This is a genomic window from Citrobacter sp. W9 (assembly GCF_026719375.1).
Taxonomy (GTDB): domain Bacteria; phylum Pseudomonadota; class Gammaproteobacteria; order Enterobacterales; family Enterobacteriaceae; genus Citrobacter; species Citrobacter werkmanii.
Genome location: NZ_JAPPTE010000003.1, coordinates 58,462 through 71,219 on the forward strand (window position 1 = coordinate 58,462; position 12,758 = coordinate 71,219).

Annotated in this window: 11 protein-coding genes; 3 read left to right on the forward strand and 8 right to left on the reverse strand. The window is 51.1% G+C overall.

The features are described from left to right. Genes OOJ59_RS06730 through rfaD form a run of 5 tightly spaced genes read right to left on the reverse strand, consistent with a single transcriptional unit; the run spans position 1 to position 5,268 of the window. Entirely contained in the window at positions 1-1,014 is a 1,014-nt protein-coding gene (locus tag OOJ59_RS06730; RefSeq protein ID WP_159121616.1) for a glycosyltransferase family 2 protein, read from the reverse strand. Further along, positions 1,011-2,291, reverse strand: coding sequence for an O-antigen ligase family protein (locus OOJ59_RS06735; RefSeq protein WP_159121617.1), 1,281 nt, complete (start codon positions 2,289-2,291; stop codon positions 1,011-1,013). The genes OOJ59_RS06730 and OOJ59_RS06735 overlap by 4 nt, the downstream gene beginning before the upstream one ends. A gap of 16 nt (positions 2,292-2,307) precedes the next feature. Beyond that, complete coding sequence (gene rfaC / locus OOJ59_RS06740) at positions 2,308-3,276, reverse strand: lipopolysaccharide heptosyltransferase RfaC (RefSeq protein ID WP_137351238.1); 969 nt, start codon at positions 3,274-3,276, stop codon at positions 2,308-2,310. A gap of 3 nt (positions 3,277-3,279) precedes the next feature. Beyond that, entirely contained in the window at positions 3,280-4,326 is a 1,047-nt protein-coding gene (gene rfaF / locus OOJ59_RS06745; RefSeq protein ID WP_160955370.1) for an ADP-heptose--LPS heptosyltransferase RfaF, read from the reverse strand. Between the two features lie 9 nt (positions 4,327-4,335). Then, positions 4,336-5,268: an ADP-glyceromanno-heptose 6-epimerase gene (rfaD, locus tag OOJ59_RS06750; RefSeq protein WP_160955369.1), complete on the reverse strand. Its 933-nt coding sequence runs from the start codon at positions 5,266-5,268 to the stop codon at positions 4,336-4,338. 214 nt (positions 5,269-5,482) lie between these two features. Between rfaD and kbl the strand changes: the two genes are divergently transcribed. The 3 genes from kbl (at position 5,483) to OOJ59_RS06765 (ending at position 8,945) form a co-directional block, all read left to right on the forward strand. Continuing rightward, entirely contained in the window at positions 5,483-6,679 is a 1,197-nt protein-coding gene (gene kbl / locus OOJ59_RS06755) for a glycine C-acetyltransferase (RefSeq protein WP_160955368.1), read from the forward strand. A 9-nt stretch (positions 6,680-6,688) separates the two neighbouring features. Then, positions 6,689-7,714 carry an L-threonine 3-dehydrogenase gene (gene tdh, locus OOJ59_RS06760; protein ID WP_110496513.1) on the forward strand — a complete coding sequence of 342 codons (1,026 nt, stop codon included), beginning with the start codon at positions 6,689-6,691 and terminating at the stop codon, positions 7,712-7,714. Between the two features lie 193 nt (positions 7,715-7,907). Next, positions 7,908-8,945 carry a glycosyltransferase gene (locus OOJ59_RS06765; RefSeq protein ID WP_160955367.1) on the forward strand — a complete coding sequence of 346 codons (1,038 nt, stop codon included), beginning with the start codon at positions 7,908-7,910 and terminating at the stop codon, positions 8,943-8,945. On the opposite strand, the gene OOJ59_RS06770 is transcribed toward OOJ59_RS06765, so the two are convergent. Genes OOJ59_RS06770 through gpmM form a run of 3 tightly spaced genes read right to left on the reverse strand, consistent with a single transcriptional unit; the run spans position 8,946 to position 12,710 of the window. Further along, a complete protein-coding gene (locus tag OOJ59_RS06770) occupies positions 8,946-9,869 on the reverse strand; it encodes a divergent polysaccharide deacetylase family protein (protein ID WP_160955366.1) in 924 nt (307 codons plus the stop codon). It lies immediately after the preceding gene. Between the two features lie 3 nt (positions 9,870-9,872). Further along, positions 9,873-11,132 (reverse strand): murein hydrolase activator EnvC, encoded by a 1,260-nt coding sequence (gene envC, locus OOJ59_RS06775; protein ID WP_233638112.1) that lies wholly within the window; start codon positions 11,130-11,132, stop codon positions 9,873-9,875. A 33-nt stretch (positions 11,133-11,165) separates the two neighbouring features. Further along, positions 11,166-12,710 carry a 2,3-bisphosphoglycerate-independent phosphoglycerate mutase gene (gene gpmM / locus OOJ59_RS06780; protein ID WP_069323718.1) on the reverse strand — a complete coding sequence of 515 codons (1,545 nt, stop codon included), beginning with the start codon at positions 12,708-12,710 and terminating at the stop codon, positions 11,166-11,168. Positions 12,711-12,758: the final 48 nt, after the last annotated feature.

Genomic DNA, 12,758 nt, shown 5'->3' on the forward strand with positions numbered 1-12,758 from the left:
TTAAAATCCCTTTCGAAAAAATAAATTTTTGCATGCAGATAGTATCTTGTATCTTATTTCAGAAATTGAACGGTCGATATGCGGATATTTCATCTTAAGGATTATTTTGTTTTTAACGATTTTGGTATCGCAGCATGCAAGTGCATTCTGAATGTCATTTAACATACTTTCGTTATAACGATAGTAGCCTTTCTTTTTACGTAAAAGTTTGCGGCCTTCCAGAAAACAATTGATGATCATTAATGTGGCGACAGTACGTTTTTCTTTATTTTTATTCACATAGTTATACATTTTTCGCATAGCAAAGAAGATGCTGTCCGCATCGCTATCAATAATATTTTCGGTAATACTTTTTTCATTTACCCGATAGTAATATAATTTATTTTCTATCTTTAATATGCAATGACACTTAAAGTATTGAAAGGGACAAAAAATCATGTCTTCATATCGACGATGTTCTTCGAATCGATCGTTGCCAATAATGTCGCGGTGAAAGATTTTTGTCATAAGATGCCATTGCCCGGCACGGAAAGTTGGCAACAGGGGAGCATAGTTATCATCAGCCAAAATAATTTCGTGTTCGGCTAAAGCATGCTTTGCACCAGGTTTGTTCTGATACAGATTGTTGATATCCCTGGTTAAGTTGAATTCCACGATATCATATTTTTCCTCCCTCAGTTTAGGGAGGAGAATAGTGAAATAATCCTTACAGACAAGGTCATCGCTGTCGATAAAACCAATATACTTTCCCGTTGCATGGGCAAGCCCAACGTTACGGGTGATTGCAACCCCTTGATTCTTATGATTTATATATTTAACGTTGTTGCAGCTATGCTCACTATAAAATGCCTTGATACGCTCTTCCGTTAAATCTGTTGAGCCATCATTCACAATTATTACCTCCACTTCATCAGTAATGCTCTGATGGATAGACGCCAACGTCGCTGTGATGAGTTCAGCATTGTTATAAGTGGGAATAATTATGCTCAGCAAATAACCTGAAGCGTTAATCATGGCATTGTTCTCTCGTCGGAATTCGAACTCAGCATTACTGCTACGCATAACGCCAGTACGCTGCTCAAGGCTTCACCTTTGGCATATAATAATAAATCACTCAGGCCATAGATAGCGATAGCGCCTGAAATGACAAACAACAGAGGACTACGTTGCCAGTAAGCTCTTAAAAACATAGCGGTATAGAGCAAGAGTAGCACAACAACTCCGGGTATGCCCTTTAGCGAAAAGGTATCAACGATTTCGTTATGCAGGTGAACGTTAAGGAACTCAAGCGCCCCTTGTAGCGAGGTATCTTGCACAGCAAGTTGCTGAATTTCTGCACCACGTTGTTCAAGTGATTGCCCCTGGAGATGTACTTTCCCTGACTCAATACCTGCTCGTTGCATTGCAAGCCGCGCGCCAATAGAGGTATTACTATTGTTCTGACTGTAGGAATGCAAATCGACCATCATGTTCTGGTAACGATTTTCAATAATTGATTTAAGCGGAATTGACGCTAACCCAACCAGTATCACGAAGCCCAATAATGCTTTGATCAACATCGCCCGGTTATGACGATAGCGCATGAGAAACAGGCCGATACTCAGAATCGGGTATACCAAAATAGCCGCCCGAGTTTGCGTGGTTATGATCACCGCCAGCGATATCAAAAAATGTAACAGATACAGTGAAACGGTATGTTTTATACGCAGGTTGATGATGGCCTGAGATGCCAATAAGCCAATCAATGTTAGTGCATAAGCTGTACCAGTTTGGTGTTCAAATCCGAGTGCCAAACGATAGCTTAATAAATCAGGCTGATTCACAAGTTCATATCCCGCGAAAAGATACAAACCGATTGCCGTAAGAATCACCCAGATACTGGTTATGCGGGTTTTATTGGCACACGGTGCTCGCGATGTTAGCGCGGTCATCACCAGCGCGGCAAACAGCATCACTTTGCCACCGTTCTGATATGAGCGGTAGGCTCCGGTAAAGGACGAGCCTGGTTGTTTAAATATTTCTACCCAAATAATCTGGAGCAAACCGAAGAGCAGCAACATAAAAGGCAAAACCAGATTCTTTTTCTCACTGCATACATACTTTAAGTTTTTACCTATAAGAGGCAGAGACAGAGCCGTGGAGAAAATAAATATCTTCAGCGCTTCATCTGGATTGACCAGCACCATCCCGAGAGTAGCAAGTATCCCGGCATAAAATAAGCAGTATACAAAATCGAATGGATTATTTTTTATACTATATATAAAGCGAGAAAACATGTGTTGGTGAAGCATGGTTCATCTCTTAAAGTTAAAGCAAATTATTATCAACCAGCGATGCGTTGACTAAACTAGCATGCAGATCCTGCAATTTTCCGGAATGACTCTGTTGTGTATATTGGTTTTTCCCATATCCCCCAATCAGTCCCGGATCCGTTGGGCCATACAGCGTAATATTTGGGCGATCCAATGCGGCGGTTAAATGGCTTAGGCCTGTATCAACCGATACTACAAATTTGGCCCCTGCGAGGACACGGGCGACCTCTTCCAGACTCATTCGTGGCAGGACATCAACGTAAGGGAACCCTTCCGCCAGTCGCCTGGCACGCGCTTCTTCATGCGCGGCTCCCCAGGGCAGTTTAATGCGTATGCCTGCATTGTTTAACAGGCCAATCAGCTCCCGCCAGTTGGCTTCCGGCCAGTGCTTATCATCACGGGTCGTGGCATGCAGAAACACCGCATATTGCCCTGCATCAGCATTTACTTCTGTCAAAAAATGCTGAGCGATAGCGTAATCACCCTGCGATTGCGGTTTGTTATATCCCAGACTTTTCGCAAACAATTCACGCGTGCGTTCTACGGCATGCTGTTGTTTGGCAATATGATGCTTGCGATTATAAAACAGGCTCGCCAGCGGTTCACGGACCGTGCTCCAGTCCATACCATGCTTGATCCCGTGAGCCAGACGAGTAACCAGCGCTGCGCTTTTTACCAACCCCTGCGCATCAATTATCGCGTCATACTGCAGTAAACGGACCGCATCGCGGAACGTTTTACGCTCAGCTTTAATCGGCGCTGAAAACCACGCTTTACGCCAGCGGCGGATCGCTACCGGAATCACGCGGTCAACGGCCGAATGCCAGGAGGGGATCTGAGCGAACCCTTCTTCCACCACCCAGTCAAAGTGAATATCCGGTATGGCCTGCTGCGCATCGGTTAATGCGGGCAACGTATGCAGCACATCGCCCATAGACGATGTTTTAACGATCAGAACCCGCATCCGTCAGGCTTCCTCTTGTAACAACAGGTCATTAAGTTCTTCCAGTACGCGCTGAGGAGTAATGTCGATCAGGCTCTGATGATAGCCTTCTGCTGCATCGCCTTTACGCACTTTGTGGTAGCCCGTAATCAGGCGGACGACTCGCGCTTTGTGCGACAACGGCGGGGTAAAGTCCGGACTACTTGGGCCATATAATGCTACCAGAGGTCGATTCAACGCGGCGGCAACGTGCATTAATCCAGAATCATTGGTGACAACCGCTTTGCAGGCAGCGAGAAGAATGACTGCCTGCTCCAGCTGTGTCTCACCCGCCAGATTGCGGCACCAGGACTGCTGTTCAAGGCTCAGCGTAGCGAGGATCTCATTTCCGGCTTCGTGGTCTTTTGCAGAGCCAAACAACACAATCTGGTGGCCTTCATCGATTAATTGTTTCGCCAGTTCCGCATAGTGGTAATGCGGCCAGCGTTTCGCCGGACCAAATTCCGCACCAGGGCAAAAACCGATGATGGGGCGTTCGGCAGAAAGAGAGAACTGACTACAGGTCAGGGATTTTTCACCTTCGCTGACCTGCAACTGTGGCCATAGCAGAGGCTGCGGCAAATCTTTGGCCGTCAGCATCACACCTTTATCATAGGCCAGAGCCACATAGCGCTCGACCATCAACGGCCATGCTTCTTTATCCAGCACGCGCGCATCGTTTAGCAGGCCGTAGCGCATCTCGCCACGCCAGCCGGTACGATGGGGGATGCCAGCAAAAAACGGCACCAGAGCGGATTTAAAAGAATTCGGCAGCACCCAGGCGCGATCATAGCGTTTTTCACGCAGGCTATGACCGAGCTTACGGCGCTCGCCGATCTCCAGCGCGCCGTGTCCCAGCGGCATGGCGATGGCTTCGTTGACTTCAGGCATACGCGACAGCAGCGGACGGCACCACGCCGGTGCCATCACGTCGATTATCGCCTGGGGATAGCGCGCCTTGAGCGTGCGATAGAGACTTTGCGACATCATCATGTCGCCCACCCATGACGGGCCGATCACCAGTATTTTCATGCTAACTTCTTACGCGTCGCGGTTCAGCCAGGCCATATATTCCGTTACGCCTTCGGCAACGGTCTTAAACGGCTTGTCATAGCCCGCTGCGCGCAGGTTAGTCAGATCTGCCTGAGTAAATGCCTGGTAGCGGCCTTTCAGTTTTTCCGGGAATGGAATGTACTCAATGCTGCCTTTTTTATGGTACGCCAGCGTTGCATCGGCAACGGCCTGGAAAGATTCCGCGCGACCGGTGCCGAGGTTAAAGATGCCGGATACCCCGTTTTCGAGGAACCACAGATTTACCGCCGCCACATCACCAACGTAAACGAAATCACGTTTGAAGTTTTCACTGCCTTCGAACAGTTTTGGTGTTTCGCCATTGTTAAGCTGGGTATTGAGGTGGAAAGCGACGCTTGCCATGCTGCCTTTGTGGCCTTCACGCGGTCCGTAGACGTTGAAATAGCGGAAGCCAACAATCTGAGAGTTGGCTTCTGGCAGGAGCTGACGCACGTATTCGTCGAACAGGAATTTTGAGTAGCCATAGACGTTCAGCGGTTTCTCATATTCACGGGATTCGATGAAATCAGACGTACGACCGCCGTAAGTCGCGGCGGAAGAGGCGTACAGGAACGGAATTTCGCGCTCCAGGCAGTAGTGCAGCAGCTCTTTGGAGTATTGATAATTGTTATCCATCATATACTTGCCATCCCACTCGGTGGTGGAAGAGCATGCGCCTTCGTGGAAAATCGCTTCGATATCGCCGAAATCTTCGCCAGCCATAATCTGGATCAGGAAGTCTTCCTTATCCATGTAGTCAGCAATATTCAGGTCCACCAGGTTAACAAATTTAGTGCCGTCTTTCAGGTTGTCCACCACCAGAATATCGGTGATGCCTTTATCATTCAGGGACTTAACGATGTTGCTGCCGATAAAGCCCGCGCCGCCGGTAACGATGATCATAAATGTAACCTTCGAATTATGGAGTCAGAGACAATCTCAGACACGAATACTTCTATCATATCACTACATGGTCCAGGCTTCAGCCATTCACCGATAAGCTGTGCGGGTACGCGTGATTTATGCTTCATTTTGAAGAAGTGATGATGCGTCATCTCGTATCAATGTATAGCTTTGGGTAATATGTGCTGAAATTTGCCCAGTCTGGAGAATTGAAATGCGTGGGGATTTTTACAAACAGTTAACCAACGATCTCGAAACCGCACGTGCGGAAGGATTGTTTAAAGAAGAGCGCATTATTACATCTGCCCAGCAGGCGGATATCACCGTGGCAGATGGAAGCCACGTTATTAACTTTTGTGCGAACAACTATCTGGGACTGGCTAACCACCCGGAACTGATTGCCGCGGCAAAAGCGGGTATGGATTCTCACGGGTTTGGTATGGCTTCGGTACGCTTTATTTGCGGTACCCAGGCCAGCCATAAGCAACTGGAGCAAAAACTGGCGGCTTTCCTTGGTATGGAAGATGCCATCCTTTACTCTTCCTGCTTTGACGCCAACGGCGGTCTGTTTGAAACGCTGTTGGGCGCAGAAGACGCGATCATCTCCGATGCCCTGAACCATGCTTCAATCATTGATGGCGTTCGTCTGTGTAAAGCGAAGCGTTTCCGTTACGCCAACAACGACATGGTCGAGCTGGAAGCGCGTCTGAAAGAGGCGCGCGAAGCGGGGGCTCGTCATATCCTGATCGCCACCGATGGCGTGTTCTCTATGGATGGCGTGATTGCGAACCTGAAAGGCGTCTGCGATTTGGCGGACAAGTACGATGCGCTGGTCATGGTTGATGACTCCCATGCGGTCGGCTTTGTCGGCGAAAATGGTCGTGGCTCTCATGAATACTGTGACGTGATGGGCCGTGTGGACATCATTACCGGTACGCTGGGTAAAGCGCTCGGCGGCGCATCCGGTGGTTACACCGCGGCCCGTAAAGAGGTCGTTGAGTGGCTGCGTCAGCGTTCCCGCCCTTATCTGTTCTCCAACTCACTGGCTCCGGCGATTGTGGCTGCTTCCATTAAAGTGCTGGAAATGGTCGAGCAAGGTAGCGAACTACGCGATCGCCTGTGGGCGAACGCGCGCCAGTTCCGCGAGCAAATGTCTGCCGCAGGCTTTACCTTAGCCGGTGCGGACCACGCGATTATCCCGGTTATGCTGGGTGATGCGGTGGTGGCGCAGGAGTTTGCCCGTGAGCTGCAAAAAGAGGGGATTTACGTTACTGGATTCTTCTATCCAGTGGTTCCAAAAGGCCAGGCGCGTATCCGTACTCAGATGTCTGCAGCGCATACCCCTGAGCAGATTACGCGTGCTGTTGAGGCGTTCACACGCATTGGTAAACAACTGGGCGTTATTGCCTGAGGATGTGAAATGAAAGCGTTATCCAAACTGAAAGCGGAAGAGGGCATTTGGATGACCGACGTTCCTGAACCGGAAGTCGGCCATAACGATTTGCTGATTAAAATCCGTAAAACAGCCATCTGCGGGACTGACGTTCACATTTATAACTGGGATGACTGGTCGCAAAAAACCATCCCGGTTCCGATGGTCGTGGGGCATGAATATGTCGGCGAAGTTGTTGGCATTGGTCAGGAAGTTAAAGGCTTTAAAATCGGCGATCGCGTTTCTGGCGAAGGTCATATCACCTGCGGGCATTGCCGTAACTGCCGCGGTGGGCGTACACACCTGTGTCGCAATACGACCGGTGTCGGCGTAAATCGTCCTGGCTGCTTTGCAGAGTACCTGGTGATCCCGGCATTTAACGCGTTTAAAATCCCGGACAATATCTCCGATGATCTGGCGTCCATCTTCGATCCGTTCGGTAATGCGGTGCACACGGCGCTGTCGTTCGATCTGGTGGGAGAAGATGTGCTGGTATCCGGCGCGGGTCCAATCGGTATTATGGCGGCGGCGGTTGCGAAGCACGTTGGCGCACGCCACGTGGTGATCACCGACGTGAATGAGTATCGCCTTGAGCTGGCACGCAAAATGGGTATCACCCGCGCGGTCAACGTATCGAAAGAGAATCTGACCGACGTGATGGCTGAGCTGGGCATGACCGAAGGGTTTGATGTAGGCCTGGAGATGTCCGGTGCGCCGCCAGCGTTTCGCGCTATGCTGGATACCATGAACCACGGTGGCCGTATTGCTATGCTGGGTATTCCGCCATCTGATATGTCCATCGACTGGACTAAAGTTATCTTTAAGGGGCTGTTTATTAAAGGTATCTACGGTCGTGAGATGTTTGAAACCTGGTACAAAATGGCCGCTCTGATTCAGTCTGGTCTGGATTTGTCGCCAATTATCACCCATCGATTCTCCATCGATGAATTCCAGCAAGGCTTTGACGCGATGCGTTCAGGGCAGTCAGGGAAAGTGATCCTGAGCTGGGATTAACCGTATCCACGTAGTGGATTCTGCACGCCGTCCCCGGATGTTGACTATCGTTAACTCTCCGGGGATTTTTTTTGTTTGCTGCGCTCATTCGTCAGGCGCATTTTCCGCTAAAGGTTTGAGAAATTTTCTCTGAAGAATTACCGCTAAATATGTTAGAAATTGCCGTTAATTATACTGTTTGGCAGGATTTGATATGACCTATACCCCCGGCCTATTGAGCGTCATTATGCCGCTCTACAATACGGGTGAACCATTCATTGCGTGTATGGATTCGCTGATTGCGCAAACGTGGAAAAATCTGGAGATCATCATTGTTAATGATGGCTCTACGGATAACTCTGCGCAGCTCGCACAGGCGTATGCGGATCGTTATCCGCACGTTCATCTACTGCATCAGCAGAACGGGGGAGTCTCAGCGGCGCGTAATACCGGCATGGAAGTCGCCAGGGGCGAGTACATCGCTTATGTTGACGGTGATGATATTGCTTATCCGGAAATGTATGAAACGTTGATGAAGATGGCGTTGCAGGACAATCTGGATATTGCGCAATGCAACGCTGATTGGTGTATTGCCGAGACGGGTAAAACCTGGACATCTATTCCTACCGATCGAATTCGTTCTACCGGCGTGATGACCGGGCCAGATTGGTTACGCAAAGCGTTAGCCAGTCGTCGCTGGCGGCACGTTGTCTGGATGGGCGTTTACCGTCATCAGACCATCCGCGACGCAGGGCTGACCTTCCTGTCTGGCCTGCACCACCAGGATATCATCTGGACCACGGAATTTATGTTTAACGCCAAACGCGCGCGCTACACGGAAGTCCCGCTGTATAAATACTTTCTGCACGGCGCGTCCGTCAGCCGTCTGCCGCGTACCGGGCTGAAGAACCTCGCCTATCAGCGGCACTACATCAAGATTACCCGCCTGCTCGACAAAATGAATCATGAGTACGCCGGGCGCATTCCCATTTACCCGGAATTCAAACAGCAGGTGATTTACGAAGCGCTACGCGTTTGTCATTGCATACGTAAAGAGCCGGACGAAAAAATCCGCCAGCGTATGATTGCTGAAGTATTTGTGTCGGGTATGTTCAAACGGATGGTGAGTAATATCTGTAGCGTTAAGCTGGGTTATCAGGTGCTGCTGTGGGCCATCCGCTTTAGCCAGTGGCGCGATAAATCACTGACGCCGCGCCGCCTGGCCCATTTAACGTTGGATCTTAACGACTGATTATTGCCAGCCCTGCCACTGCAGGCGCATATATTGCACCAGCGTGCTTTGGGCGATGCTTTCACCGAGTACGGTGAAGTATCGACTGGCGTAAATGGGTTCTAACGGCTGTTTCGGTTTGCACAATTTCACACCGCGGAAAGGATTACGCGGTGCGCCGTTATTCGGTTGCGTGAGGTTAGGTCTGGAGGTATCGACCTGCGGTTCATTGAGCAGGCTGCTCGGACGAACCAGCGTAATATCGGCTGGCAGATTATAAAGCATCTGCTGTAATACTCGCACCGTGGAAGGATGAGGGTGTCCAATGGCGATCGCTGAGCCGTTGCGGCGCGCAAGATCGACGGCGCGAGTAAACTGACGACGAATGTCAGCTTCATTTTGCGTATCATCCAGGAAGACTTTGCGTTTGATGACCTTCACACCGGTTCCTGACGCTGCGCGCATGGCCTGGCTGTTGCCGATGGTCATGCTGTCCAGAAAGTAGAGATCGTAACGTTCCAGCGCCTGCATCACCTTCTGCATGCCAAACAAGCTGGAAGTCATCGCACTGCCCATATGGTTGTTCAGCCCCACGGCATTCGGCACTTTGCTTACCGCGTCGCGAATAATGCGTTCAATCTCTTCGCTGCTCATTTCCGGGCGCAAAGTATCTTTCTCTAACGGTTGTTTGCTCAGCGGCGCCATCGGCAGATGGATTAACACCTCATGTCCACTGTTATGCGCTTTAATCGCCATTTCTCGCGCATGTGGAGCATTGGGTAAAACGGCAACGGAGATAGTGGAAGGCATCGCCAGTACCTGATTTTCAGTTTGTGGACGATAGCCGAAATCATCAATAACGATGGCGAGTTTGCCAGCAAAAACAGGTGTTACGAAGGCCAGCACGCTGGCAAGAGAGAGTAATAGATGACGAAATTGAGGCAAAACTTATCTTCCCAACCACGGCTGTGGATTGACCGCCTGACCCTGGCGACGAATTTCGAAATAGAGTGCCGGCCTGCCCTGACCGCCGCTGCTACCCACAAGCGCAATAGGCTGCCCGGCGCGAACCTGCGTACCGACGCTGACCAACGCGCTCTGGTTATAACCGTACAGGCTCATATCGCCTTTACCGTGCTCAACCACGACGACCAGACCATAGCCCTGCAACCAGTCCGCCAGAATGACGCGACCATCGGCAATGGCTTTAACTTCGGTGCCTTCGGATGCGCCAATAACCATACCCTTCCAACGTAGCTCACCTTGCAGTTGTTCGCCATAACGATGCAGCGTTGGGCCGCGAACAGGCCAGAATGCCTGGCCGCGCGGCGATCCCAGGCCGCCGGTACGGGACATCAGTGATTTTTCACTTTCGGTCGGCTTGTAGGTCGAGCCTTTTCGTGACGCATCCTTCTGCTTATCACGTACGGCCTGCGCCTCGCGCGCTTCCCGTTCCGCGCGCGCTTTGGCCGCGGCTTCAGCGCGAGCAATGCTGTTGCGTAGACGGGATTCGTTAGCGCGCATTTCGCCCAGTTGCTGCTGGCCCTGTTGAATCGATGACTCCAGACCCGACAGTGTTTTCTGACGTTCGTTACGCGCCTGCTCCAGCTTAGCCTGCTGAGCGCGTTGTTCGTACAGCAGGGTCTGCTGTTCGCTCTGCTTATCTTCCAGCTCGGCTTTTTGTGAGTCGACCTCTTCGCGGGTTTGTTTCAACTGCGCGATAGTTTCTTGCCGCGCCTGGTTCAGGTAGCCGAAATAGGCCTGCAGACGCTGTCCGCGCTGGCTTTCTTCGCCGCTAAGGATGAGCTGAAGACCGGTGTGTTCACCCTGGCGAAACGCGGCGTCTAACTGGGCTGCCAGGCTGCGCTCTTGCGCTGCCCGCTGTTTTTCCAGCTTCGCGAGCGCGGCGTTCATCTCAGCGATTTGTGCGTTCAGCTGTGCCAGTGAGTTTTGCGTTTCGCGCAGTTGCCTTGCGGCAACGGCGATGGCCTGCTCCTGAGCTTTAAGCTGAGCGAGGAGAGTGGAACGTTGTTGTTGCTGTTGGCGTACCGCGCGTTCTTTTGCCGCGATATCAGCCTGAATAGATTTGAGCTGATCGCGTTCGTCCGCGTGGGCGGAAAAGGCGCACAGCAATACGCCAGCGCTAAGCGCGCTGGCGTAGAACAAGGGCCTGACTGAAAACTTTGGCAGTTTCACGGCCCGAGTGATGGTATTAATCGCCTTTCCCCTCATGGGGAGGGATTATTCCACGATGAACAGCGGCTTACCAGTCATCTCTTGCGGGATTTCCATACCCATCAGCGTCAGCATCGTTGGGGCGATATCTGAAAGTTTACCGCCTTCGACCGCTTTAACGTTTTTACCACCGACATAAATCAGCGGAACCGGCAGGTTGGTATGCGCGGTATGCGCCTGACCAGTAGATGGATCGCGCATTTGCTCTGCGTTACCGTGGTCTGCGGTGATCAGCAGCTGTCCGCCAACGGATTCAACGGCTTTCGCTACCTGCTCAACGCAATGGTCCAGCGCTTCAACCGCTTTAACCGCTGCTTCCATCACGCCGGTGTGGCCAACCATGTCGCCGTTCGGATAGTTACAAATGATGGTGTCGTATTTACCGCTCTCAATCGCTGCAACCAGCTTCTCGGTCAGTTCAGCAGAGCTCATTTCCGGCTGCAGATCGTAGGTCGCGACTTTCGGCGAGTTGATCAGAATACGGTCTTCGCCTGTGAACGGCTCTTCTACGCCGCCGTTGAAGAAGAAGGTTACGTGCGCATATTTTTCGGTTTCGGAAATACGCAGCTGCGTTTTTTCGTTCTTCGCCATCCACTCGCCGAAGGTGTTGGCCAAAGATGCTGGTGGGTAAGCCACCGCAGTTTTGATGTCGGCCGCGTATTCCGTCAGCATCACAAAGTTGAGGTTAACGACTTTCTTACGGGCGAAGCCATCGAAGTCAGCGTTAACGAATGCGCGAGTGATTTCACGCGCACGGTCAGCACGGAAGTTCATGAAAATCAGCGTATCGCCGTCTTCCATAGCAGCTTCTGCCTGACCTTCGGCACGGATCACGGTCGCTTTAACGAATTCGTCGTTCTCGTCGCGGGCATAAGCAGCCTGCAGGCCTTCAACCGCCGTAGCGAACTGGAACTCGCCCTTCGCCAGCGTCATCAGATCGTAAGCCTGTTCTACGCGATCCCAACGGTTGTCGCGGTCCATAGCGTAGTAACGACCGATGATGGAGGCTACGCGACCTTTGCCCAGCGCGGCAAATTTCTCTTCGAATTTCTGCAGTGAATGTTCAGCGCTGCGCGGCGGGGTATCACGACCATCAAGGAAAGCGTGCAGATAGATTTTTTCCGCACCGCGTTCAGCGGCCAGTTCTACCATCGCCATGATGTGATCTTCGTGGCTGTGAACGCCGCCAGCAGAAAGCAGACCCATGATGTGTACCGCTTTTCCGGCATTTTTTGCCTGGTCGACCGCGTGGGTCAGCACCGGGTTAGCGAAGAACGTACGCTCTTTGATTTCGACATCCAGACGGGTAAGGTCCTGATACACGATACGGCCCGCGCCCAGGTTGACGTGACCCACTTCGGAGTTGCCCATCTGGCGATCGGGCAGGCCGACTTCCAGACCAGACGCATCAATCAGGGTATGCGGACGTTTTGCCCACAGCGCATCCATTACCGGGGTTTTAGCAGTAAAAATGGCGTTATCCTGGCTGTCTTCGCGATAGCCGTAGCCATCCAGAATCACCAGTACCATAGGTTTTTTAGAAACCGACATTGCGACAACCTCACACTCATAGATAAAAAATAATTGCGTAATTTTACT

Bases quoted from the DNA above. Each gene is read 5' to 3' on its own strand.
- OOJ59_RS06730 (WP_159121616.1), bottom strand. From the start codon at position 1,014: ATGATTAACGCTTCAGGTTATTTGCTGAGCATAATTATTCCCACTTAT.
- OOJ59_RS06735 (WP_159121617.1), bottom strand. From the start codon at position 2,291: ATGCTTCACCAACACATGTTTTCTCGCTTTATATATAGTATAAAAAAT.
- rfaC (WP_137351238.1), bottom strand. From the start codon at position 3,276: ATGCGGGTTCTGATCGTTAAAACATCGTCTATGGGCGATGTGCTGCAT.
- rfaF (WP_160955370.1), bottom strand. From the start codon at position 4,326: ATGAAAATACTGGTGATCGGCCCGTCATGGGTGGGCGACATGATGATG.
- rfaD (WP_160955369.1), bottom strand. From the start codon at position 5,268: ATGATCATCGTTACCGGCGGCGCGGGCTTTATCGGCAGCAACATCGTT.
- kbl (WP_160955368.1), top strand. From the start codon at position 5,483: ATGCGTGGGGATTTTTACAAACAGTTAACCAACGATCTCGAAACCGCA.
- tdh (WP_110496513.1), top strand. From the start codon at position 6,689: ATGAAAGCGTTATCCAAACTGAAAGCGGAAGAGGGCATTTGGATGACC.
- OOJ59_RS06765 (WP_160955367.1), top strand. From the start codon at position 7,908: ATGACCTATACCCCCGGCCTATTGAGCGTCATTATGCCGCTCTACAAT.
- gpmM (WP_069323718.1), bottom strand. From the start codon at position 12,710: ATGTCGGTTTCTAAAAAACCTATGGTACTGGTGATTCTGGATGGCTAC.